At 38.1% G+C, this 24447-nt stretch carries 28 protein-coding genes; 13 read left to right on the forward strand and 15 right to left on the reverse strand.

The genetic code is table 11. The features are described 5' to 3' along the window. Positions 1–10: 10 nt before the first annotated feature. Both chrI and BBI00_RS03900 read left to right on the forward strand, forming a co-directional pair. Positions 11–499 (forward strand): chryseobasin maturation helper ChrI, encoded by a 489-nt coding sequence (gene chrI, locus BBI00_RS03895; RefSeq protein WP_065397537.1) that lies wholly within the window; start codon positions 11–13, stop codon positions 497–499. A 294-nt stretch (positions 500–793) separates the two neighbouring features. Continuing rightward, a complete protein-coding gene (locus BBI00_RS03900) occupies positions 794–1420 on the forward strand; it encodes a DUF4082 domain-containing protein (protein WP_065397538.1) in 627 nt (208 codons plus the stop codon). Between the two features lie 80 nt (positions 1421–1500). Here BBI00_RS03900 and rpe read toward each other — a convergent pair whose 3' ends face one another. Further along, complete coding sequence (gene rpe, locus BBI00_RS03905; protein ID WP_065397539.1) at positions 1501–2151, reverse strand: ribulose-phosphate 3-epimerase; 651 nt, start codon at positions 2149–2151, stop codon at positions 1501–1503. Between the two features lie 337 nt (positions 2152–2488). Then, on the reverse strand, positions 2489–3562 hold the full coding sequence (chrP, locus tag BBI00_RS03915; protein ID WP_065397541.1) for a chryseobasin maturation metalloprotease ChrP: 1074 nt from the start codon (positions 3560–3562) through the stop codon (positions 2489–2491). A 51-nt stretch (positions 3563–3613) separates the two neighbouring features. On the opposite strand from chrP, the gene BBI00_RS03920 reads away from it, so the two are divergent. After that, positions 3614–4318 carry a DUF4294 domain-containing protein gene (locus BBI00_RS03920; protein ID WP_065397542.1) on the forward strand — a complete coding sequence of 235 codons (705 nt, stop codon included), beginning with the start codon at positions 3614–3616 and terminating at the stop codon, positions 4316–4318. Between the two features lie 26 nt (positions 4319–4344). On the opposite strand, the gene BBI00_RS03925 is transcribed toward BBI00_RS03920, so the two are convergent. After that, positions 4345–4761 (reverse strand): NUDIX domain-containing protein, encoded by a 417-nt coding sequence (locus tag BBI00_RS03925; protein ID WP_065397543.1) that lies wholly within the window; start codon positions 4759–4761, stop codon positions 4345–4347. A gap of 208 nt (positions 4762–4969) precedes the next feature. Next, positions 4970–5644, reverse strand: coding sequence for a tRNA (5-methylaminomethyl-2-thiouridine)(34)-methyltransferase MnmD (gene mnmD / locus BBI00_RS03930; protein ID WP_065397544.1), 675 nt, complete (start codon positions 5642–5644; stop codon positions 4970–4972). Between the two features lie 85 nt (positions 5645–5729). On the opposite strand from mnmD, the gene BBI00_RS03935 reads away from it, so the two are divergent. The 4 genes from BBI00_RS03935 (at position 5730) to BBI00_RS03950 (ending at position 9433) form a co-directional block, all read left to right on the forward strand. Further along, entirely contained in the window at positions 5730–6800 is a 1071-nt protein-coding gene (locus BBI00_RS03935) for a branched-chain amino acid aminotransferase (RefSeq protein WP_065397545.1), read from the forward strand. Positions 6801–7446: 646 nt separating this feature from the next. After that, on the forward strand, positions 7447–7959 hold the full coding sequence (locus BBI00_RS03940; protein ID WP_065397546.1) for an FKBP-type peptidyl-prolyl cis-trans isomerase: 513 nt from the start codon (positions 7447–7449) through the stop codon (positions 7957–7959). Positions 7960–8040: 81 nt separating this feature from the next. Further along, positions 8041–9078 carry a peptidylprolyl isomerase gene (locus BBI00_RS03945; protein WP_228394710.1) on the forward strand — a complete coding sequence of 346 codons (1038 nt, stop codon included), beginning with the start codon at positions 8041–8043 and terminating at the stop codon, positions 9076–9078. A gap of 133 nt (positions 9079–9211) precedes the next feature. Beyond that, positions 9212–9433, forward strand: coding sequence for a hypothetical protein (locus BBI00_RS03950; RefSeq protein WP_065397548.1), 222 nt, complete (start codon positions 9212–9214; stop codon positions 9431–9433). Positions 9434–9502: 69 nt separating this feature from the next. On the opposite strand, the gene BBI00_RS03955 is transcribed toward BBI00_RS03950, so the two are convergent. Further along, the gene (locus BBI00_RS03955) at positions 9503–9748 is read right to left on the reverse strand and encodes a hypothetical protein (RefSeq protein ID WP_123841948.1); all 246 of its coding nucleotides are present in this window, start codon (positions 9746–9748) and stop codon (positions 9503–9505) included. A gap of 614 nt (positions 9749–10362) precedes the next feature. Here BBI00_RS03955 and BBI00_RS03960 point away from each other — a divergent pair. The 3 genes from BBI00_RS03960 to BBI00_RS03970 all read left to right on the forward strand — a co-directional run bounded on the left by BBI00_RS03960 (position 10363) and on the right by BBI00_RS03970 (position 12025). Next, positions 10363–10737, forward strand: coding sequence for a hypothetical protein (locus tag BBI00_RS03960; RefSeq protein ID WP_123902221.1), 375 nt, complete (start codon positions 10363–10365; stop codon positions 10735–10737). A 10-nt stretch (positions 10738–10747) separates the two neighbouring features. Further along, positions 10748–11263, forward strand: a complete 516-nt coding sequence (locus BBI00_RS03965) for a hypothetical protein (RefSeq protein WP_123902222.1) — start codon at positions 10748–10750, stop codon at positions 11261–11263. A gap of 87 nt (positions 11264–11350) precedes the next feature. Next, positions 11351–12025, forward strand: coding sequence for a hypothetical protein (locus BBI00_RS03970; RefSeq protein ID WP_065397552.1), 675 nt, complete (start codon positions 11351–11353; stop codon positions 12023–12025). Between the two features lie 15 nt (positions 12026–12040). Here the strand turns inward: BBI00_RS03970 and BBI00_RS03975 are convergent, their stop codons facing one another. From BBI00_RS03975 to BBI00_RS04005, 7 genes are all read right to left on the reverse strand, one after another. Beyond that, positions 12041–13399 (reverse strand): M28 family peptidase, encoded by a 1359-nt coding sequence (locus BBI00_RS03975; protein ID WP_083988418.1) that lies wholly within the window; start codon positions 13397–13399, stop codon positions 12041–12043. 2 nt (positions 13400–13401) lie between these two features. Continuing rightward, positions 13402–14763, reverse strand: a complete 1362-nt coding sequence (locus BBI00_RS03980; RefSeq protein ID WP_065397553.1) for a M20/M25/M40 family metallo-hydrolase — start codon at positions 14761–14763, stop codon at positions 13402–13404. Between the two features lies 1 nt (position 14764). After that, positions 14765–16171 (reverse strand): M28 family peptidase, encoded by a 1407-nt coding sequence (locus tag BBI00_RS03985; protein WP_065397554.1) that lies wholly within the window; start codon positions 16169–16171, stop codon positions 14765–14767. A gap of 55 nt (positions 16172–16226) precedes the next feature. Next, positions 16227–17471, reverse strand: coding sequence for a DUF1015 domain-containing protein (locus BBI00_RS03990; RefSeq protein WP_065397555.1), 1245 nt, complete (start codon positions 17469–17471; stop codon positions 16227–16229). 2 nt (positions 17472–17473) lie between these two features. Then, positions 17474–18439, reverse strand: a complete 966-nt coding sequence (locus BBI00_RS03995) for a D-2-hydroxyacid dehydrogenase (RefSeq protein WP_065397556.1) — start codon at positions 18437–18439, stop codon at positions 17474–17476. 114 nt (positions 18440–18553) lie between these two features. Further along, positions 18554–19618, reverse strand: a complete 1065-nt coding sequence (gene serC, locus BBI00_RS04000; protein WP_065397557.1) for a 3-phosphoserine/phosphohydroxythreonine transaminase — start codon at positions 19616–19618, stop codon at positions 18554–18556. Between the two features lie 124 nt (positions 19619–19742). After that, positions 19743–20093, reverse strand: a complete 351-nt coding sequence (locus BBI00_RS04005; RefSeq protein WP_047098990.1) for a 4Fe-4S binding protein — start codon at positions 20091–20093, stop codon at positions 19743–19745. Between the two features lie 59 nt (positions 20094–20152). Here BBI00_RS04005 and BBI00_RS04010 point away from each other — a divergent pair, with 59 nt between their 5' ends. From BBI00_RS04010 to BBI00_RS04020, 3 genes are read left to right on the forward strand one after another with little or no spacing between them, the layout of a single operon-like run. Continuing rightward, positions 20153–21187, forward strand: coding sequence for an acyl-CoA reductase (locus BBI00_RS04010; protein WP_065397558.1), 1035 nt, complete (start codon positions 20153–20155; stop codon positions 21185–21187). Between the two features lie 48 nt (positions 21188–21235). After that, on the forward strand, positions 21236–21682 hold the full coding sequence (locus BBI00_RS04015; protein WP_228394711.1) for a peptidylprolyl isomerase: 447 nt from the start codon (positions 21236–21238) through the stop codon (positions 21680–21682). 37 nt (positions 21683–21719) lie between these two features. After that, positions 21720–22409 (forward strand): Bax inhibitor-1/YccA family protein, encoded by a 690-nt coding sequence (locus BBI00_RS04020; protein ID WP_065397560.1) that lies wholly within the window; start codon positions 21720–21722, stop codon positions 22407–22409. A gap of 73 nt (positions 22410–22482) precedes the next feature. On the opposite strand, the gene BBI00_RS04025 is transcribed toward BBI00_RS04020, so the two are convergent. The 3 genes from BBI00_RS04025 to BBI00_RS04035 all read right to left on the reverse strand — a co-directional run bounded on the left by BBI00_RS04025 (position 22483) and on the right by BBI00_RS04035 (position 24351). After that, the gene (locus BBI00_RS04025) at positions 22483–23700 is read right to left on the reverse strand and encodes a hypothetical protein (protein ID WP_065397561.1); all 1218 of its coding nucleotides are present in this window, start codon (positions 23698–23700) and stop codon (positions 22483–22485) included. A gap of 94 nt (positions 23701–23794) precedes the next feature. Then, positions 23795–24043: a DUF6952 family protein gene (locus BBI00_RS04030; protein WP_065397562.1), complete on the reverse strand. Its 249-nt coding sequence runs from the start codon at positions 24041–24043 to the stop codon at positions 23795–23797. Then, positions 24043–24351, reverse strand: a complete 309-nt coding sequence (locus BBI00_RS04035) for a thioredoxin family protein (protein ID WP_065397563.1) — start codon at positions 24349–24351, stop codon at positions 24043–24045. Before BBI00_RS04035 ends, BBI00_RS04030 begins: the two co-directional genes overlap by 1 nt. Between the last annotated feature and the right edge of the window lie 96 nt (positions 24352–24447).

A 24447-nucleotide genomic window follows, 5' to 3' on the forward strand; every position in this document is an offset into this window, starting at 1 on the left:
ACCAAATTATATGAAAATGATAACTTTAGTTCTGATCATTACTGCCGTCCTTACCGCTCTGATAGGAGGGCTTTTTTATGCTTACTCGTGCTCTGTGGTTCTGGGACTCGGAAAACTGTCCGATGCAGAATACCTGAAAGCGATGCAGCACATCAACCGGGAAATTCTTAATCCCGTTTTTTTCTTAAGCTTTATGGGAACAGCAATTCTTCTTCCGGTATCTGCCTTTCTTTTTCGTGGGCAACCTGCTTTTATTTTCCTTTTGCTTGCATCAGCAGCTTACCTTGTAGGTGTTTTCGGGGTTACTGTGGCTGGAAATGTCCCGATGAACGATATGCTGGACCGGTTTGATATTGCCGGAGCGACCTCGGATGCCATCAAACAGATGCGTGATAATTTTGAAAGCAGATGGAATTTTCTGAATAATATACGAACTGTTTTTTCAGTCATCAGCATTATTCTGACAGTCTGCGCCTGTATCTGGAATAAGGATGTCTGAAAATGAATGAAATACAGGTAGAAATACTTAGTGGTAAATTCAGTATTTCTACGGATGTGTGGTATGTTTTTTATTCGGACATTTGGTATAGATAGCAGCACGAATTTATACATTAAAAATTGTGAAAAAAAATTAGTAACCACGACTACTCAAACTCAAACAGAAAGACAGCCTTCTGGCTGTCTTTTTTATAGGTATGAGAGGGGAATAACCTTTAAGAAACAGTGTTTTTCCTGTGAATGCACCATTGGTTTATTTTGATCTTTGTTTCAATAATAATTAAAATTAAAACCAATGAAACATTTAGAAGAACTTTTGGCAACCGGGCTTTTATTTTCAAAGAAGCTTTATTGTATACTTTTACTTGCTGCTGTGTTTTCTGCAGCCAGCTGCAGTAAAGATGATGATGAAATCATTACGCCTGTAACGTATGCCGTGGAAAATCCTTTGAATAAATACCACGAAGCTGCTGGCTTTACAGTGACAACCAATTTTATCAATTCAGGGAATTATGAATTTGGTCTTGCTTTTTCTCCCGATGTAAAAGGAAAAATGACGGCAATAACCGTAAAACTTCCTGATACGAATGCGAGTCTGAGGGTGACCGTATGGGATTATACTGCTAAAACCGTATTGAGAACAGAAACGGTGAATGTTACTGCTTCCAATACCTTAATCACCAAAGAAATATCAGAATTAGCTTTGGAAAAAGATAAAAAATATATGATTACAATGAACTCCAACGACTGGTATAAAAGATCAAAACCTGATAATACCAATGCGGTGTATCCGATCACTGCAGGAAATATTAAGATTCTGGAATACAAATGGGGAAGTGGTACTGCACAGACGTTTCCGGCTATGACTTCTCTGGATTATAATGGTGGAGATCTGAGCTTTAATTTTCAACAGGTAGACTAATACTAATAACCCTATCTATTTCTTCAATATAAAAGGCAGCTCCTGAGAGCTGCCTTTTATACTATATTAATCTTAATGTTTTAAATCTTTAAAAGCTCAATAGTTCTTTCAGGGCTTTCTGCAGAAAATACAGCATTTCCGGCCACTAAAACATCTGCTCCGGCTTCAAAAAGTTTTGAAGCATTGTCAAGATTTACACCTCCGTCCACTTCAATAAGTGCTGTAGAGTTATTGCTTAAGATAAGATCTTTCGTTTCAGCAATTTTCTTGTAAGTGTTTTCGATGAATTTCTGTCCGCCAAATCCAGGGTTTACACTCATCAACAATACAAGATCTACATCTGCAATGATATCTTCCAGCATAAGAACAGGAGTGGAAGGGTTCAGAACAACACCTGCCTTAGCTCCTTTGCTCTGGATGTGGTGAATGGTTCTGTGAAGATGGGTGCACGCTTCATAATGTACAGATACAAGATCAGCCCCATGATTGATGAATTCATCAACATATTTTTCAGGCTCAACGATCATCAGGTGAACATCCACAAATTTTTTGGCATGCTGCTGAACCGTCTTCATCACAGGAAAACCAAATGAAATGTTCGGTACAAATCTTCCGTCCATAACATCAATATGGAACCAGTCGGCCTGAGATCTGTTCAGCATTTCAATATCTCTTTGCAGATTCCCGAAGTCTGCAGATAAAAGGGATGGAGCAATAAGCTTCGTTTTCATTTTTACTTTTTATACTTTTACTTAGATTTCAATCTTTTAAAATGGATTATCAACCAGAATGTGATACAGGAAAATACTTCCGAATATCACTGTTTCTATGATGGTCAATTTGATATAATTAACTTTAATCACCAGTAATCTGTCAATTATCAATAATCCTAACGGCACGAAACTGACAAAAAATAACATTTCAAGGATCATGTTATATGCTGAACCCGCTTTAGGGGGATCAAACAGCTTATAAACAGTTAAAAAAGCTATATAAAGAAAAAAAAGAGCTGTTAAAACTGATATAAGGGTCGGCTTCCGGATTAAATGATAAAAAAACTTTTCCATTTTAATGATACTTCAGTTTCATTTCCGGCTTGATCTTCAGGATTGTTTCGTAGATCAGTTTTATCACATTCCCTACATCTTCTTTAGATACCATTTCCACTGTTGTATGCATATAGCGCAAAGGTAAGGAAATTAAAGCACTTGGCACACCGCCATTGGAATGAGCGAAAGCATCGGTGTCAGTTCCTGTAGCTCTGCTTGCTGCTGCTCTCTGGTAAGGGATCTTTTTCGTTTTTGCCGTGTCAATGATCAGTTCACGGATGGTATGATGAATACTTGGAGCAAAGAATACAACAGGTCCTGCGCCACATTTCTGATCACCTTCCTTTTTCTTCTCGATCATCGGGGTTGTTGTATCATGGGTAACATCCGTTACGATTGCAATATTAGGCTTGATGGTATCAGCAATCATATCAGCACCATACAGACCCACCTCTTCCTGTACGGAATTGGTAATATAAAGCCCGAAAGGGATTGATTTTTTATTCTCTTTTAAAAGTCTTGCCACTTCAGCAATCATAAAACCTCCGATTCTGTTATCCAGTGCCCTGCAGACAAAGTATCTTTCGTTCATTTCAAAGAATTCATCAGGATAGGTAATCATACATCCCACGAAAATTCCCAGATCCTCCACTTCTTTTTTGGAAGTGGCACCACAGTCGATAAAGATATTTTCAATTTTAGGAGTAGGTTCATTCTGATTGGTTCTGGTATGGATTGCAGGCCAACCGAATACTCCCTTTACAATTCCGTTTTCTCCGTGGATATGCACTACTTTCGAAGGAGCAATGGTCTGATCCGATCCTCCGTTTCTGATCACGTAGATCAGACCGTCATCCGTAATATAATTAACATACCATGAAATTTCATCAGCATGGGCTTCAATCACTACTTTGAATTCGGCTTCAGGATTAATGATTCCGTAGCATGTTCCGTAATGGTCCACTTCAATTTTATCTACATAGGGTCTGATGTAATCCATCCATACTTCCTGTCCCTTATGTTCGTAACCTGTTGGCGATGATGTGTTTAGATATTTTTCTAAAAATTTCAAAGATTTCTTTTCAAATTTCATAAAAAGGAATGATTTTTGCGTTCAATTTTTGTTCTTATAAGTGTAAAAATAATGAATTTTAGTAAGATTATCTGTCTTTTTATTTTCTTTTTTGGAGTCAGTGTTTTCGGTCAGAAGGATGGTATTGTGGCGAAGCCACTCAACCAGTACCCGCCTGAATCCCTGAAAGTAGACGAATTCGGAAATAAATATTATTACGATGAGCAGCAAAAGATCAAGGTGTACGAAATCAATGGCGAGCCTGTGGTCGTACTGGATGAGCTGGTTTTGGTGAATAAACCGAGATTTAATAACCAACTGGACAGGAATTACTATTATTTCCTGAACAAAAAACTCTACAGGGTCTATCCGTTATTTGTAACTGCATTGCAACAGTACAGGGATATCCAGAAAGATATGACGGATATGGATAACAAGGCCAAAAGAAAATTTGTAAGAGAAAGACAGAATATGCTTGCCGATCAGTATGAAAAACAGCTGAGAGATCTTACCACTACTGAAGGGCAGGTATTTGCAAAGCTGATGAACAGGGCTACAGGGAAAAACGTTTATGAGATCATCAAAGAAATGAGAGGCGGATGGAGCGCCTTCTGGTGGAATGTAAAAGGTAAAATGGCTGATATTGATCTGAAAGACCGCTATGATCCGCATAAGAACAGAACTGATGAATTTGTGGAATCACTGCTTCAGTCTAACTGGAACTCCGGTTATCTGCAGCCTTATCCGGGTGCCAATGATTTTAAAGTAAAGAAATAAGATATAAAAAAATACCTGTAAGATGCTTACAGGTATTTTTCTTTTAATTTATCAAATACAATCTTGTCTACAGGAAGGGGAAAAGGGTTATCCGGCCTGTCTATTTCAATCCATTCTGTTTTTTCTATACAGGGATCCAGGATCAGGAAATCCTCTTCATTGGTGATATTCACAATATAATAGATGGTAAGAAGCTGCTCGTTTTCTCTGAATCGGGATACCAGAAAGTTTTCCTGGGTATAAAAATGTTCTACCACCTCTACCTTTACATTAAGCTCTTCATCAAATTCACGGTGCAGACACTCGAGAACACCTTCGCCATACTCCAGACCGCCTCCCGGAAATTTCATTAAAGGTTCACCGGCATATTCCTCAAACAAGGTCAGTACTTTTTTATCTTTTACCGCACAGGCATACACTCTAATGTTGATCTTGTCTATCATATATATAATGTATAATATTTTGTATAGCTAAGGTAAGGAATTTTTGTTGAAAAAAGCTGCATAACGGAAGCAGAAAGCTGTAAGTTCGAGATCAACTGCTGTCCCCTAAAAACTCCCGGACCGCCTATCCTTATTATATATGTTATTATAAAAAAATAAAAGCAAAGCATATCCTTAAACAGCTGCACATGTATGCCAGAGGTATGCTCTACATTTTAATGGCATTAATCATTTCCCGTTTGCCCGGCGGCCCCTGCTTTTTCTCTACCTGGAAGTTAAGGTCCTGAAGAATCCTTCTTACACTTCCTTTGGAAGAATAGGTAGTTAATAATCCGTTAATAGCCATTTTGTCAGACACCAGTTCAAATAAGGGTTTTTCCCAAAGATCAGGCTGTACTCTGGCCCCGAAACAGTCGAAGTAGACCAGGTTGATTTCCGGCAAATCAATGTTCTTCAGGTCAAAAAAGTCACATTCTATCTTTTTTAAGTGGAATCCACTAATGATTTCAACTGACTTTTCCCAATCTGCCAGATGAATTTTCTGATAAATATTTTTAAACTCAGGGTTATCGAAAAGCTCAAAATATGCCAAATCGTTCACTTCGGATTCATTTATGGGGTATTTTTCGAGTGAAAAATAATTGATGACATGATTTTTGTCAGTTTTTAAATATTCATTAATTGTCACCAAAACATTCAAACCTGTTCCAAAACCGAGTTCTAAAATATTAATTTCGCAATCATTTATCAGATTCAGTCCATTTTTGATAAACACGTGTTCGGCTTCCTGAAGTGCCCCGTGATGAGAATGGTAGTTTTCATTCAATTCATTGATAAACAGTGTTTTACTGCCGTCGTTTGTGGTCTTAATTTCTCTTTTCAAGCTAATTTTTTGTCAAATTTACTCTAAAATTTTTATATTTAGAAAATTATGTTAAATTTGTAGAACATCGTAAAAATTTTAAAAAATGATAATTCAAAAAACTGAAAACTCCAGAATTTCTACATTCGACCCGAACAATTTTTCATTTGGTGGTACTTTCATTGATCATATGATCATATGCGAGTACGAAAACGGAAAATGGGGTGATGTAAAATTAGTTCCTTACGGTCCGATACCGTTTACACCTGCAATGATGGGAGTAAACTATGGACAAGCTTGTTTTGAAGGTATGAAAGCCTACAAAGACAAAGACGGGCAGGTTTTCCTTTTCAGGCCTGAAAAGAATTTTGAACGTATCAACAAGTCAGCGAAGCGTCTTGCCATGCCTGAGGTGACTGAGGAAATGTTTTTAGACGGATTAAAAGCATTGGTAGATATCGATAGAGAATGGATTCCGCAAGGAGAGGGAATGTCATTATATATCAGACCATTGATTTTTGCTACGGAAGAAGCTTTGAAAGCGAGAGTAGCTAATAAATATATGTTTGCTATCGTTGCAACACCGGCGAAAAGCTACTATTCAGAGCCGGTTTCTGTAAAAATTTCTGACCACTATTCAAGAGCTGCCAACGGAGGGGTAGGTTCTGCTAAGGCGGCCGGAAACTATGCTGCTTCATTCTATCCTACACAATTGGCCATCGAAGAAGGATATGAGCAGATTATCTGGACAGATGATGCTACCCACGAATATTTTGAAGAAAGTGGTACCATGAACGTGTTTGTAAGAATCAACGATACAATCTATACGCCGCCAACTTCTGAGAAAATCCTTGACGGAGTAACAAGAGACAGCTTCATTCAACTGGCTAAGAAAAGAGGAATTGAAGTGAAAGTAGAGCCTATCGCAGTGAAAACAGTGATTGAAGCTTTAAAAGCAGGTTCTCTTAAGGAAGTATGGGGAGTAGGAACTGCTGTGGTAACCACTCAATTCCAGGCTTTAGGATATCAGGGCGAGAAATTGGAGCTTCCAAGATTATCTGATGAAGAAAGCTATGCTGCGATCCTTAAAAAAGACCTTGTAGATCTGCAAAACAACCTTTCTGAAGATCCTTTCGGATGGAGAGTGGTGGTAGATCATGTACTTGAAACAGTTTAATCGTATTTATATACACTATAGAAAGCCGGGAATTTTCCCGGCTTTTGTTATTCTGTTTGTAATTGAGAATAGATTATTTTCAATCAAAAAATCCTTGGATTTTTTCAACTTACGTGTTCTCCTCAACGTAACTTTATTAACTTATAAAACTTAAGTGTCTAAAAAACTTTTGTTTCTTTTGTGGTTAGATTAACGACAGATTGTACATACACAGATGTCAGTCTATAATTTCTGTTTATAAATTAAGCATAGATTATTTTCAATCAAAAAATCCTTGGATTTTTTCAACTTATGTGTTCTCCTCAACGCAACTTTATTAACTTATAAAACTTAAGTGTCTAAAACTTTTGTTTCTTATGTGGTTAAATTAACGACAGATTGTACATACACAGATGTCAGTCTATAATTTCTGTTTATAAATTAAGCATAGATTAGTTCCAACCAAAAAATCTTTGGATTTTTCAACTTACGTGTTCTTCTCAACGCAACTTTTTTAACTTATAAAACTTAAGTGTCTAAAAAAACTTTTGTTTCTCTTATGGTTGGATTTAAACCACAGATACAAACACATGCTTTATATAATTTACATTAATGGTTTAAAAGCTTTTGTAATTGATTCGCAAAATGTGTATTTTCGCAGAAGTTTATGAAAAAAATACTCTTCATTTCAGCCATAAGCCTGTTGAGCTGTAACAGAAATACTCAGAAGGCACATCCTCCTGTAGGCGGTGTTCTGAGCCAGAAAGACCTGGATGTTTCTAAAAACAGGATGAAAAATCTGAACAGTCTGGAAAGAAGCCAGATTCAGGATTGGATCAATGGCCAGTCTGTGAAGTATTATCCTACGCAGCTGAATTACTGGGTGACGGAAGAAGGTTATGATAAAAGAGAAAGAAGGCCGGATGACAGCCGGATTTCCTATTCTTATGAGCTGTACGATTTTGATCAGACTAAGATCTACGATCAGGCTTTTGAAAGAAGAGATGCCAGGTTTGGTCATTTTGATGAACTGAAAGCGGTGGAGAATGCTTTGCGTTTTATACATGATGGAGAGGAAGTAACGCTTTTGGTACCGTCTTCTTTGGCTTATGGAACTTTCGGAGACGAAAAGAAAATAGATAACGATATCCCATTAATCATAAAATTAAAAGCTTTATAATACATGAAATTGTTTAACAAGAATATAATTCTGGCAGCGGCAAGTATTTCGCTGATGAGTTGTACCCCAATTTATAAAAAAATGAACGTAGACAAAGAAACTTACGAAGGTCTTAATGACGGACTTTATGCCAATCTTCAAACCACAAAAGGTAACATGATTGTGAAGTTTGAGGACAAGAAAGCACCAGTAACTGTAGCCAACTTTATCGGTCTTGCAGAAGGGAAAATCGATAACAAAGCTAAGGCTAAAGGAGTTCCTTACTATGACGGAACTATTTTCCACAGAGTGATCAAAGATTTCATGATCCAGGGAGGTGATCCTCAGGGAACCGGAATGGGAGATCCCGGATATAAATTTGAAGATGAAAGAAACGACCTTAAACACACTGGGAAAGGTATTCTTTCTATGGCAAACTCAGGACCTAATACAAACGGGTCTCAGTTCTTCATTACTGAAGTAGCTACCCCTTGGTTAGACGGAAGACACACGATCTTCGGAAAAGTGGTAAAAGGTAACGATGTGATTGATGCTATTGCTAATGTTGAAAAAGGAGCTCAGGATAAGCCTAAGACAGATATTGTTTTAGAAAAAGTTTCTGTTTTCAGTAAAGGTGACGAGTACAAAAATTACGATGCTGCTAAAACTTTCAACGAAGGAAAAGCTAAAATCGCAGAAAACAATAAAGCTTTCATCGCTAAAGAAGAAGCTGAAAAGAAGAAAAAAGAAGAAGAGTTCAAAGCAAACCAGGAAAAATTAGTTGAAAGCTTAAAAGCCGGTATGCAGAAAACAGAATCAGGTCTTTACTATAAAATCACAAAAACAGCTGACGGTAAAGCTCCAAAAGCTGGTGACAATGTATCTGTACATTATGCGGGTAAATTGGTAGACGGAACTGAATTCGATTCTTCATTCAAGAGAAATGAGCCGATCGAAATTCCAATCGGAATGGGAAGAGTGATCAAAGGATGGGATGAAGGGATCCTGTTATTGAAAGAAGGAGAAACTGCTACATTACTGATCCCGCCGGCAATGGCTTACGGAGAAAGAGGGGCAGGAGGAGTGATCCCGCCAAACTCATGGTTGGTTTTCGATGTTGAGCTTGTAAAAGTAAAATAATTGCATCTAAAGATATGAAGCCGTTCCGGAAGGAGCGGCTTTTTTGTTGAGAAAAGTCCCGTAGAAATACGGATGTTGTATACATGCAAATAATTTCTATCTTTATCCGGCACCTAAAAAACAAAATAAGAATATGTTTGATCTGAATTACGATGTAATAAAACAGGAGATAGAAGCAGAAACCTGTAAAGAGCACAATCTGCATCCGGAATTTGTAAAAACCGACGAAGGCTTCGGAATAAGAGCCTGCTGCGAACCTTTCCATCAGGAGCTCGTGGCAAAATCTGAAAAAATGGTAGAGGAGGAGACTACGAAGTTTCTTGAGAAAATGATGAAGGATATTTTTAAAGAGTAATTTGTAAAATTGTATAAAAAAACCGCCCTTTCAAAAAGGGCGGTTTTCAGTAAAAGAAAGATTAAAAAGTTATATGTTTCTGCCTGATCTTTTCTTCATTCCTGTTCCGGCCAGGGAACTGATGAATACAAGGCCAAAGCCGATATAAGCAGCAAATGCTGTCAGATATATAATTAAGCTGTTTAAGCTTGGATTTGAGGTGTATACCAATACCGAAAAGGCAGCAAAACTCAATACCAAAAGCAGGCTCCAGATATGCATTTTTGCAGCATCTTCATTTCTCTTAAAAATCATTTCAAAAAAGGCTCTCATCATTACTAACATTTTAAGGGTTATACAATTAATTATTATAAAGGCATACGCATTGCGGTAAAAAGAATGGCATATTCTTTTACTGGGCTAAGGTTCACGATGACTTTGCCATTTATTTATATCATAATACCGGGCTTTACGTCCGGGATATATTTCAATTCTGAATCAAAAGATTCATGGGTTTTATTGATGATACCAGTCAGATACGGGGGCGCAAAACTGCTGTGAAAAATCAACGGAGGTTAATCAATCACGTTCCCGTATCTTTTACGGCATCGTAGAAAAAAAAGGATTCATATACATCAATATGAACTTGAATCAGTGGAAAACTGAAAATCCACAGAAAACCTTCTTTCTCATCCTTAGTGCTTTTTTAATTTTTTCTCAATACTGTACATGCTAATATCATGCCAAAGTGACTATTTCACTATTAACACTTTTGTTTTGACGGTTGTACCGGATTGTTTTTCAGTGTTTTTTGATCGTTATTTCCTTAAACAAAGAAAAAGACTTATTTTTAAATGAATTTGTATACTATGAAAAAAATATATACCGGGTTGGTATTTTTGTTCAGTTTCTTGGGATTTGGACAACAACTTTCGGAAGCAGAAAAAAAGATGACTGAATTAGCAGGGATCTGGAAGACAGAAGTGCAAGGAAGTCCCCTGACTCTGGATATCAGTCTGGAAAAAAATAAAGGGAAAGAATATATTCAGATTTCATTAATCAACCTCACTGGCGAAAAATTTGTAGTCAGTGAAAGTAAAGTGGTATCACCTTCCGGGTCTGAATTTAAGATAAATATACTCAACGCAGGATTTGAACAATATAAGAACTGTAAAATCAAAGATGCTGTAATCAACCTTAAAAGGTTAGAGAATGATTCTGTTTCCTTCAGTTATCATTCTGAGATTACAGACTGTTCCTTTGGCAATGACAATGGTTTGGAAATACCTGATATTGACGGATTGATTTTTAAAAAAGAAAAATAAACATTTCATTGTGATCAGGGAAGATCTAAATAAAAGCATTCAAAATTCTGTAGACCGTCTTTTACGATTGGCAAAGATGTCTTGCCGGAATACAATCTCCCGTAATATCTTCTATATCGTATCCGATTTTAATGAATATAAAGGAGAGAATGGCACAGAGCAAAGAGGATTGAGAAACAGAATTAATAATTCAAAAGAACTTCTTGGTTTAGATGCTGCAGTAGAAATTTTAAAGAAGGATTACCATGATCTCTATGATGTTAATTTATATGTTTTCAGATCATTTAAGAGGGAAACGATCATAGAGATTCAGTTTTACCGTAAATCCAATTTTGATGCTGATTATTTTGCTTTGATAAAGGATCATCCTCCAATGTTCCACTCTAAAATTTCAATACCGGCTTATGCATTGGAAGGCGGCAAATTTGATGTGAACTGGGAATCAGGTGGAGGATGGCATCATGCGTGGAAGAGTTTTTTATTTAAAACTTTTATGTACAGACGTAAAGCCAGGGGGGGAAATTAGAGGTAATTAAGGTTTAAACTAAACTTGAATAATATTTATTAGAAAACAGGCTAAATCCGTTCGTATTAAATTAATTAAAATCAATCAATGAAAACGATTGTGCTATCTGTATGTTTTTTGCCGGGTTTATTCTTCACACAGAATAATAGTACAGGGATAGATTTTTCTGTTCCGGAAAACTCTTTGTACCTTAAATCAATTATAGACCGGAATCAATTTTTTGGCCTTGAAAGTATTGTTAAAAGCCCAGGAGGCATAATTTATAGATTTTGGAATACCAGAACATGTATTGAAGTTTCCAATATCAATGGAACTGTGAAAGGTAAGGTAGTATTGGCTGTTAAAAATCAGGATAATGAAAGTTATTTTAGAAAATCTTATGAATTGAGCCATGACCAGACAGAGAATGTTTTTAATATTATTAATCAATATGATATAGATCATTTTCCCACAGATTCTAAAATAAAAGGCTGGATACAAGGTTTTGATGGTAATGTAATCGATATAGAATCTAATATAGACCAGCATTATATTTACAAAAAATATTGGACTCCCGGTTTTCAAAATATACCTGAAAGTAAAATCATTATGAATATTACGGATGATATTGAAAAAGCCACTGCTGTGGCAGCTTTGATTAAAAAATTCGATTCAGAAATTAAAGCAATTTGCTATAGATTTTATGGGACAGCATATTCTATTTGTAAAATAATGACTAAAAAAGAGATGCGAAAATTAAAAAAGAAAAAAAACCGTCTCTAAAGACGGTTTTATCTGTTACCAGTTTTTATCAATCATATAAATAATCTGCGTCATTGCGGCAGCACCTAATAAAAGCTCTCTCCGGTTCACTTTCTCAAAAGTATCTTCTTCTGTATGATGAATATCAAAATAACGTTGCGAATCCGGCATCAGTTCAGCCGCAGGAACGCCCATATCATGAAGCGGATAAAGATCTGTTCCTGAGAACTGTTCTTCAAAGTTATACACCCCGTAAGGAAGGAATAATTTCGACCATCCCTGAATCTGTTTTCTCTTAGTCTCATCCATATCGAGGGCGATTCCTCTCGGAGCAAATCCTCCTGCATCGGATTCTATGGCAAAAAGATGCTTTTCATTCTTTTCTTTGGCTACTTTACCATATTGAATGCCACCCTTTACTCCGTTTTCTTCATTGGCAAAACAAACGACCCTGATGGTATGGTTGTTGGGGATGCCCAGCTTTTTAAAAGTCCTCAATACTTCGATGCTTTGTACAATTCCGGCTCCGTCATCATGGGCCCCTTCACCTACGTCCCAGGAATCGAGGTGTCCGCCTACAACGATGACACTCTGGTCTTTTTTACCGGTGATTTCACCGATTACGGAATGGGAGAGTTTTTCGCCTTTCATTCCACAGTTGGAGTTCAGTTTGGCAGTGATCTTTTGATTCTTTAATAATGCTTCCAGTTCGTCAGCTGTAGTACTGCCGACAGCTACGGCAGGTATTTTTGAAACATTGTTTTCATAGCGCATTGCTCCGGTATGGGGAACATCGTCAAAAGCTGAAGAAAGAGAACGGATAATGGCAAATTTACCGCCTTTTTTGGCAGTTAAAGAAGCGGCAGTTGTTCTGTACTTAGCGGCATCACCATATCCCTTGAATGTTTCTATGAACGATTGGCTGAAAGGGTAGTTGAAGAACAGAATTTTATCTTTGACCTTGTCAGCAGGAAGTTTATCATATTCCTCCATAGATTTGACCATAATGATCTCGCCTGAAACATCTTTTCCGCCGGTGCCTTCAGAATTTCCTAAAGAAAGCATTTTAAGACTTTTCCAGCTTCCGTTGGCAGTTTTGATGTGCAGCGATTCTTTCCCTCTTTCCCAGACCGGGATCATGACTTCCTGAAGCCAGACCTTATCTGCTCCGGCGTCACGGAGTTTCTGCTCAGCCCATTTTACAGACTTTTCGTAAGCTTCTGATCCGCTTAAGCGGTGGCCGATGGTTTTTGTGAGCTCTCTCAGCTCGGTGTATCCTTTTCCGTTATTTAAAATCTCATTGGAAATTTTTTTAAACTGAACGGAATCTTCTTTAGACTGGCCGAATGCAGCCATTCCGATAAGCAATAATGAGGTTCCTAATATCTTTTTCATTGTTACCAATTTTTATCAATCATATAAATAAGTTGTGTCATTACAACGGAACCGAGGAGAAGTTCTCTCCGGTTCACTTTTTCAAAAGTATCTTCAGCAGTATGGTGAATATCAAAATAACGCTGCGGATCGGGAACCAGTTCTGCTGTGGGAACACCCATCTCATGAAGCGGTGCAATATCCGATCCTGAATATTTTCCTTCAAAATTGTAAACGCCGTAAGGTAAGAATAAACGGCCCCAGCTTTTGATCTGGTTTCTTTGGGCGTCACCCATTTCCAGGGAAATTCCTCTCGGGGAAAATCCTCCGGCATCGGATTCTATGGCAAAAAGATGTTTTTCGTTCTTTTCTTTGGCTGTTTTTCCATATTGTTTGCCGCCTTTGGTGCCGTTTTCTTCGTTGGCAAAGCAAACTGCTCTGATCGTGTGGTTATTTTGAAGTCCTAATTTTTTAAAGGTTCTTAAGACTTCAATACTCTGTACAATTCCGGCTCCGTCATCATGGGCCCCTTCACCTACATCCCAGGAATCAAGATGTCCACCCATTACAATGACGCTGTTGTCTTTTTTGCCAGTAATTTCACCGATAACGGAGTGAGAAAGTTTTTCACCTTTCATCCCGCAATTGGAATTAAGTTTGGCTGTTACTTTCTGTGTTCTTAATAAGGCTTCAAGTTCGTCTGCTGACGTATTGCCGATAGTAATAGCGGGAACTTTGGAAATATGATCTTCATAACGCATATTACCTGTATGGGGAACATCGTCAAATGCCGATGAAAGAGATCTGATAATGGCAAATTTACCTCCTTTTTTAGCGGTTAAAGATGCTGCCGTTCTTCTGTAAGCACCAGCCTCGCGGTAGGCAATAAAGGTCTGTACATGCTCCTGATTAAAAGGGTAGTTAAAAAAAACGATTTTGTCTTTAATTTTCTCTGCAGGCAGCTGATCGTATTCTTCCAGTGATCTCACCATAATGATCTCACCTGAAACATCTTTTCCGCCTGTTCCTTCGGAATTACCCAAAGAAAGCATTTTTATATTTTTCCAATTGCCATTGGACGTTTTGATGTGTAAAGATTCTTTCCCCCTTTCCCAGACAGGGATCATGACTTCCTGAAGCCATACTTTATCTGCACCGGCATCACGGAGTTTCTGTGCTGCCCACTGTACGGATTTTTCATACGCTTCTGAGCCACTTAGACGATGGCCGATACTTTTTGTAAGTTCCTTCAGTTCAGTGTATCCTTTTCCGTTATTCAGGATCTCTGCGGATATTTTCCTGAACTGTAAAGAGTCTTCTTTAGTCTGGCCGGATAAAAAGACCAGTCCTAAAATTAATGATGAAAGGCTTGCTATCTTTTTCATATTACCAGTTTTTATCAACCATCAAAATCATCTGTGTCATGGCAACTGCACCGAGAAGAAGTTCCCTTTTATTCACTTTATCAAAAGTATCCTGTTCGGAATGATGGTAATCGAAATATCTTTGGGTGTCTACAACAAGCTCAGCCAAGGGAATGTCCAGTTTTTTTAAAGGCGAAATATCCTGGATGGCCTCTGTTTGGTCGAAATCATAAACGCCATAAGGCAGAAAATATTCTTTCCATGGGAAAATCAATCTTCTTCTTTGAGGAGACATATCTAAAGAAAACCCTCTTGGGGAATATCCTCCGGCATCTGTTCCCAGTGCAAATATGTGTTTTTCATCCCTCTTTTTTACATAAGCAGCATACATCTCACGACCCTGACCTCCGTTTTCGCTGTTCGCATATAAAACCACCCGGATGGTATGGTTATTTTCATACCCAAGTGCTTTGAGTGTTCTTAAAACTTCGATGCATTGGGCGACACCTGTTCCGTCATCAATAGCCCCTTCGCCAATATCCCATGAATCAAGCTGAGCACCCAGAACAATTACTTTAGAATCTTTTTTACCCTGAATTTCAGCAATGATATTCGGATTGGTGGTGTCTCCTTTTGATTCGGCAGTCATGTTGATTTTAGCCGTAACCTTTTGCTTTTTTATGGTCCTTTCCAGCTCATCTGCGGATCTTGTTCCTATTGATAAAGCAGGAATTTTAATTTTATCATCCGGCTCATAGTAAATCATTTTGGCATGCGGAGTATCATCATTAGCGGTTGTCAGTGATCTTATAATCAATGCTTTTGCGCCTGTTTTGGCAATTACTGAAGCGGAGATTAATTTTGATTTGGCCGTCAGTAAATAAGAATCACTGGTATTGATGATTTTCGGGTCCATAGGAACATTCACGAAAACTATTTTGTCTTTTAGCTGGCCTATTGACATGGCGTTTAGTTCCGCAGTGGAATTGATCAAAACAATTTCCCCGGTCAGGTCTTTTCCTCCGGTTCCTTCCGAGTTTCCGAAAGAAAGCATTCTGATATTTTTCCAGTCTCCGTTTCCTGTTTTTATATGCAGGGATTCTTTTCCTCTGATCCATACCGGAGCTTTGGCTTCCTGTCTCCAGATCATATTGATGCCGATCTCCTTAAATTTTTTTTCAGCCCATTCTACTGCTTTTGCATAGCCGGGAGTAGCGCTGAAACGGGGCCCGATGCCTTTTGTAAGTTCTCCGAGATTTTCATAAGCCTTACCATTGGTCATGATCTCGTCTGAGATCTTTCTGAATTCATCGTGATAGTTTAATTTTACAGGAATCGCTGTTTTACCTGCAGGCTTTTTCTGGATTTTTTTTTGAGAAAATAAAAATCCACTCAAAAAGAGTGGAAGTATAATGAATATTTTTTTCATTTTTTATTTACCTTTCTTTTACCGATGATAAAAGTAGGGAAAAAATAGGAAATTATTAAGGTTTCATATCGTACATTAACAGTGCCGTAATCAATTTTGGCTCAATAAATGTACATTTCGGAGGCATGCTCAGTTTCAGGTCTGAAATTTTAATCATATCGTTAAAACTTACCGGGTAGATACCGAAGCCTACTTTTCCTTCACCACTGTCAACTTTCTCTTTTAAAATATTGATTCCGTTGATATTGGAGGTTCCTTTTACATAAGAAATAAGTTCCGAGCTGTCCGGATCTTCGATCTTAAGAATATTTTTAAAAATATATTTATCTAAAAGATGGTGATCCAGGTTATCCAGAGACATTTCTTTGGAACGCAGATCATGTTTTACGTGAAGTGAGTAGAACTTACCACCCATATACATCGAGATGTGGAATTTCTGGGAAGGGTAGTAAGGGGTTTCTCCTTTTTCATGGATCAGGAAATACTGATCAAGCTGCTTCAGGAATTCTTCATTGGAAATACCGTTCAGGTCGTGTAAGAGCCTGTTGTAATCATGGATTTTGATAGACTGATTGGAAACGATGAAGCTGTATACGAAATTGTAAAGCTCAGTTCCGTTATGTCTTTTGTTTTTCTCTTTATGACGTTTTGCATTCAGGGCAGTAGAGCCAATCCTGTGGTGTCCGTCAGCAATATAGAATGAATCGATCTGATCAATCACCTCTTTAAACTGCTGCAGCTTCAGGCGGTTGTCTATTCTCCAGATCTTGTGTCTGATCCCGATGGAATCTACGTGGTTAAAGATAGGAACATTTTTTTCCTCATGGTTCATCAGCAACTCAATTTTTGAGTTGGCAGGGTAGGTAAGCAGTACAGGTTCTGCCTGCAGGCTTACTTTTTCAAGGTAGTGAGCCAGTTTTTCTTTTTTCTGGGGAATGGTACTTTCGTGTCTTTTTATTTTTCCATTCCAGAAATCTTCAATACTTGCTAGTCCGAGAAGGCCTCTGAAGATCTGTTTGTTCGGGTAGATCTGTTCATAGAGATAATACGCTGAATTGTCCTGGATCAGTTTCTTTTCTTCCAGGAGTTCTTCAAAAGTAGAACGGATTTTTCTCAGGTTCCGGTCAATATCTTTAGATTTACTTACAACGTATGGTTTGATCATATTGATGTAAGTATTTTCAACTTGAGCCTTCTCTGCGATCTCCTCCTGGGTAAAATTATCCAGTGGATGGGTAGGGAAAGTACTCTCGATGTCTCTATGAGGTCTTATTCCACGGAAAGGTTTAAAAACAGGCATATTTATCTTATAGTTTCTTTTTGTAGCTTAATAATTTGTTCTGCAAGTTCGGTACCGATTTTCTCTTGCGCATCTATCGTATTTCCGCCTACATGAGGGGAAAGTGAAAGTGCCGGATTCATTAATAAAGGCAGTTCGGGGCTTGGCTCATTTTCAAAAACATCCAATGCCGCTCCGGCTACTTTTCCTGAATCTATAAAATCAATCAGTGCCACTTCATTCATCACACCGCCTCGTGCAGTATTCACAATATACACACCGTCCTTCATTTTCTCAAACTGTGGGGTGTCTATAATGTATTCATTCGTTTTCGGAGTGTTGATACTGATAAAATCAGCTTCTCTAAGGAACGCATCCATATCATTGGTGGAAGTGATTTCAAAGTTCACCGCCTGCCCGTCAAAAAAATGTAATGTAATTACTTCTGTTTTCGGGCTTCTTGTGAGAACCTGTATTTTCATTCCTAAAGCGATTCCTATTTTCACGACTTCCTGGCCAATGCTTCCGAAGCCGATTACTCCTAATGTTTTTCCTGAAAGTTCATAAGCATTGCTGAATGATTTTTTCATCGCATTGAAGTGTGTTTCTCCCTCCAGAGGCATCAGCCTGTTCGATTCATGAAGAAACCTTGCCAGTGCAATAAAGTGTCCGAAAACCAATTCAGCTACTGATTTTGAAGATGCTGTAGGGGTATTGATGACCTTGATTCCTTTGCTTTTTGCATATTCAACATCAATATTATCCATCCCGATACCACCTCTTCCAATGATTTTAAGACCAGGGCACGCATCAATCAGGTTTTGTTTTACCTTCGTTGCACTTCTTACAAGAAGAACATCCACATTATTATCGTTGATAAAATTAATAACGTGATCCTGGGCCACTCTATTGTCCAGAACTTCAATTCCGGCTTCTTTTAAAGCGAGTTCTCCTGCTTTTGAGATTCCATCGTTTGCTAAAACTTTCATGTGTTATTTTATTACAGATGTTAGATTTAAGATGTCAGAGATCAGACTTTGAAGGTCTGCTGTCTGGTATCTGCTGTCTGATATCTTTTTATTTTTTCGGTCGCCTAATATAAGCTATTTTATCGACTTCATTACATCCACCAATACCTGCACACTCTCAATAGGAAGTGCGTTGTACAGGCTGGCTCTGTATCCGCCCAGGCTTCTGTGTCCGTTCAGTCCGCTGATTCCTGCAGCTTTCCAGGCATTGTCAAATTCTTCTTTTTTGCTTTCGTCTGTAATTTTGAAAGAAACATTCATCAGAGAACGGTCTTCTTTTACGCAGAACGTTTCAAAAAGAGGGTTGCTGTCGATTTCATCATACAGAAGTTTGGCTTTTGCTTCATTTCTTTGTTCTGCAGCTGCAATTCCGCCATTATTTTCCAGGTGCTGAAGCGTCAGTAAAGAAGCATAGATCGGGAACACCGGCGGGGTATTGTACATCGATTCTTTAGAAATGTGCTGTGAGTAATCCAGCATAGAAAGCATATTTTCTCTTCCGGTTTTACCAAGGATCTCTTTTTTGATCACTACCAGAGTAACCCCTGCAGGTCCCATATTCTTCTGGGCTCCGGCATAGATCAGATCAAATTTGGAAAAATCAAGCTGTCTGGAGAAAATATCAGAACTCATATCACACACCATCAGAGTATCCACTTCAGGGAAGGACTTCATCTGGGTTCCGTATATTGTATTGTTGGATGTGCAGTGGAAATAATCATATTCTGATCCCACCGTATAATCTTTAGGAATGAAAGAATAGTTTTCTTCCTTTGAAGAACCTACTACGTCTACTGTTCCTAGTTTTTTTGCTTCTTTAATAGCTCCTGCAGCCCATGTTCCCGTATCCAGGTAAGCTGCTTTTCCGCCTACTTTCATCAGGTTGTAGGGTACCATGGCAAACTGCATGCTGGCACCGCTTCCCAAATAAAGTACCTCATAATCATCACCAAGATTCATCAATCTTTTTACAATTGCACGTGCTTCGTCCATTACAGCAACGAAATCCTTGCTTCTGTGGGAGATTTCAAGAAGGGATAGCCCGATACCATTGAAGTCCAGGATAGCCTGTGCTGATTTTTCGAATACCTCTTGTGGTAAAATACATGGTCCTGCGCTGAAGTTGTGCTTTTTGTTCATATTTTTATTTTTTGGTTGCCTCCGGAATATTTTTCATTCCTTTAGCTTTGTTTGTGGTTTTCTATTAGGTTTACTGAGGTTTTTATTAAAAAAAGCCGCCTCAAAAGCATGAGACGGAGTTCTTTTATTCGCCGTGTAAGAATGCTTTTTTATTAAGCAGTGCTTCTTCAGATTCTACATGGTCTTCATCAGGTACGCAGCAGTCTACCGGACATACGGCAGCACATTGCGGCTCCTCATGGAATCCTTTACATTCAGTACATTTGTCTGTAACAATGAAATAAACATCATCACTTACAGGTTCCTGAGGTGCGTTCGCATCTACAGTAAGTCCTGAAGGAAGCGTTACAGTACCTTGAAGTGTTGTACCTTCAGAAGCTTTCCAGTCTACGGCTCCTTCATATATTGCATTATTTGGACATTCCGGTTCGCAAGCCCCGCAGTTAATGCATTCATCAGTTATTTTAATAGCCATCGCTAATTTTTTTTAAATTTGCACAAAATTACAAAATATTCCCCAATTTTAAAGTAATTATGAATACCGAAAATCAAGTTTTAGGACTTATTAAATTAAGTGATTATATAAAAGCGTTTTTAGCTAAGAAAACAGAAGATTACAATGAAGATGATGCAAATATTGAATTATTGTTAAAAAGATCTGAAATAGAGAATCCGTGGTTTACGGTTGATAATCAGAAATTTGCTTTACAGCAATGGGCAGATCTTCTTACGGAAGAGCAGATCAAAAACTGGCTTAAAAAATATTCAGTCTCAAGGATTTCGAAGAGAGTGGGACTTATTCTTGCCGGAAATATTCCTCTGGTGGGTTTTCATGATGTGATTTCAGTAGTGCTGAGCAATCATATTCCTGTGATCAAACTGTCTTCAAAAGACAAATACCTGATTCCGTTTCTGTTAAAAAAATGGAAAGAATTCTCTGATGATCAGGTCCGGTTTGAGTTTGTAGAGAGGCTGGAGAATTTTGATGCAGTGATTGCTACAGGAAGTAATAATACAGCAAGATATCTGGAATATTATTTTAAAAACCATTTAAGTATCATCCGTAAAAACAGGACTTCAATTGCTGTTTTAAAAGGAGATGAAACGGATCAAGAGCTTCAGCTTCTGGCAAAAGATATTTTCCAGTATTTCGGGCTGGGATGCAGAAATGTAACCAGAATTTTTATTCCGGAAGATTTCGTGATCGACAGGCTTTTTGAAAACTTTTTGGGCTTCCAGGATATCATCAATCATAATAAGTATGCTAACAATTATGATTATAACAGAGCGGTTTACCTGTTGAATCAGGATAAATTCTGGGATAATAATTTTGTGATGCTGAAGGAAGATGATAAGCTGTTCAGCCCGCTTTCCGTGATCAATTTCAGCCGGTATAAGTTTTTGGAGGAGGTGAAAGATTTTATTGCTGAAAATGAAGAAAATATTCAGTGTGTAGTGGCAAAGGATGAACTTGGGCTGAATTCAGTTTCATTTGGTGAAGCACAGAATCCCGGGCTTGATACCTATGCCGATAATGTGGATACCATGAAGTTTTTGGAATTGGTCTGATTTTCGTATCTTCCATCACCTATTTCACCTAATAACAAAATGAATCATATGAAAAAATTATTTCTGGGCCTTGCGCTTATAGGCGGACAGCTGATGTTTGCACAGAAAGTTGTTGACCTTAAGGTTGAGAACAATCAGAAAAAAGAACAGCCTGCCACTATAAGCAAAGAAAAGGTAAATACTTATAATGATAATTTCCTTGCATTTATCAATGCACTGCAGTCTTCCGACCGTAAAACAATGGACGGACTACTTTCTGATAAAGTAAAAGAGATTGTTACAGACGATGTTCTTAAAAAAGTAAAAGACGGTATTGATTACAGTAAAAAACTTGAAATACTGAAAGTGGGATATTATGTAACCATGGATGGCATCAGTCATCCTAATATCAAATATAAATATGCCGGAGATAAGTCTTCAAAAGAAGCGATCAGTGCTGTTTTTGATGATGATGGAAAAATTCTTGGCGTATTACCGGCTAAGAGTGAAAAATGAAAATTAATTTCGAATTAAATTAAAAAAAATATTAACTATGATGACAGATGTTTTAGTCGCTCATTCTACAGAAGTGGAAAAAGCGGATTTTTACAAGAAGACCTATTTGCATGTTGCTTTGTCTATTCTTGCATTTATTGGAGTGGAAACAGTTTTGTTGAAGACTGTGCCTGTAGAAGTTATTGCAATGATGTTTCAGGGAAGGCTTACCTGGCTTTTGATCATCGGTGTATTCTGGTTAGCTTCTATTCTGGCTTCCAAATGGTCTCTTTCGCAAAGTAAATCCACTCAGTACCTTGGGTTAGGGTTTTATATTCTGCTTGAAGCGGTTATTTTTATGCCGTTGCTTTTTATTGCTACGAATATGGCAGGAGGGGCTAATGTAATTTTCCAGGCTGCCACTTTGACCATTGCTATGTTTGCCGGTATTTCAGCGGTAGCATTTACTTCTAAACGGGATTTTTCTTTTTTAAGAAATATCATCATCATCGGAGGTTTTATTTCTATCGGCCTGATTGTTGGCGGAATGATCTTCGGTTTTAATCTTGGATTGTGGTTCTCTGTAGGAATGGTTATACTGGCTTCTGCGACGATCTTATACCAGACAAGTAAACTGAAAGATTCATATGGAACCCATCAGTACGTAGGAGCTGCATTACAGCTTTTTGCTTCTATTATGCTGTTGTTCTGGTATATCCTGAATATTTTGATGAGCAGAAGAAGTTAATCTTCTAATCTTAAACACATAAAAAAATCCTGATAGTACTATCAGGATTTTTTGTTTTATACTTGTCCTGTGTTTATATTACGCCTGGCATTGTTGTCGTATAGGTAACGGATGCGGAGGGTACGGAAAGTGACTGAGAGGCATCATTATAATTGATATCCTGTGTCAGCGCTATAGAGAAGTTCACTGTTGATGTTGTTTTATTAGTGTAAGACACAGTCACCGTAATGGTTTGTTTAAGACCGGAGGTGGTAAGGTCTATCCCTCTTCCCTGTACGGGATTTCTGTCTCTGTTCGTATTATTATCAAGAGTTCCTGAATTGATTGTCCCTCCGGTACTGTTTTTATTGGTATAGGATCCGGTAAGGGAGAATGCACTTGAAGGAACCGCCGTTGCGTCAGTGATTGCCGGTAAAGCAAAACCGGCAGCGAATAAATTATTAGTATTGTTAACGTTGATGGTGTATGTTGCATCCAGTTTCTGGCCTGCTGCTACGGGAATGGTAAGATCATTCAGTGTAGTGACAGAGCTTGGATTGGTGAAAGGAGGAGTGTTCACTGGAGCAGTCGTTACTTTCGATAATCCTGTAATGACATCCTGATACTTCACAATAAAGGTATATGGATTACCGGCCTGGTTGGCTACAACGGTATCCGGGATGCCATCTCCGTTTGAATCATAGACCGCTTTATACTGGAAAACACCAGTGGTCTGAGGGTATCCCTGGGCAGTTACCAGGGGAATAGCCTGATTGTTTCCGGCATATACCTGTCCGCTGTAAGTATAATTGATTCCGTTGGTTTGCTGGGTTGCATCTGAAGTATTGATCACCATACCTCCGGCAGCAGTAATATCTGCTAACAGGTTGATGGAAGGAGGAGTTTTAGTTCCGGCCAGCGAGTTGAAGACGTAAAGATAAGTATCCTGATCGTTGGTGATCTTGGTAACTGCAGGATTGGGTGGCGGTGTAGAGCAGAGGGATCCCCATTTACCTTTGGAGGCAATCCAGTAATCAATACATCCGGAATCTGTATTGTAATACATCATGCCGTTGTCAAGCTGATTGGTTGGAGTAATGTTGGATGCATTTGATGCCGGTGTGATGCCGCCGTTTTTCTGATCGGGAAGCTGAGGGAGCATGAATGTTTTTGCAGTTGCTGTAGCGCCGCTGCCGGTTTTTAACTGTAGTACTGCATTAGCGTGAGGAGTTGTGGTGTTGATGCCTACTTGCGCCTGTACGGCCACGAAGCATAATGTAGCCATGCAGATGGCGAGTTGTTTTTTTTTCATAAATAATTTGCTTTTTGTGATTAATAAAAAAACTCTATATAAGTTTTAACAAATATAGAGCTAATTTTAACAAATTATATAGAGTATAATTTAATTATTTATCAATTGATCCTAATACCTTTTGAGCGAATGAGTTTAAGGCATCCTTTTCGCTCATTCCGTTGCGGACATTGCCATGAACTTCCAAAGCACCGCAAATATTGGTAATAAGTTCTCCTGCTACATTCAGATCTTCTTCGCTGGTTCCTCTGAATTCACAGAAGCTTTCCAAAACTTCCAGTGTCTTTTCAAGGTTTTCAGGAGTCTGGTTTTGATAGAATTGTCTTATGATCGGTAATTTCATTATTGTAATTCGTTAAAAAGGTTAATTAAACTTTCTGCCTGGTTAGATTGAACCTGGTTCACCAATTCACCGTTTTTGAAGATTGCGAAAGTAGGAAGGTTGTCTACTTTAGCTAATTTTCTGCTTTCAGGAAGTTTTTCTGCGTCAACATATAAAAATGGAATGCTCTCATTTTCAGAAGCCAGTTTTTTGAATTTAGGCTTCATGATTCTGCAGTTTCCGCACCATGTTGCTCCATATTGAACGACTACTTTTTCGTTGTCATTGACTATATTCTGTAATGTATCTTCGGTTAATTCTGTGTACATAATAGTTGTGTGTTGGTTAAATAATTGGTAATAGCTATTCTTAGGTGAACGTAAAATTTCACCTGAATAAAGTAAAGAATAAGGGTATTGGAATAA

The organism is Chryseobacterium arthrosphaerae, assembly GCF_001684965.1.
Taxonomy (GTDB): Bacteria; Bacteroidota; Bacteroidia; order Flavobacteriales; family Weeksellaceae; genus Chryseobacterium; species Chryseobacterium arthrosphaerae.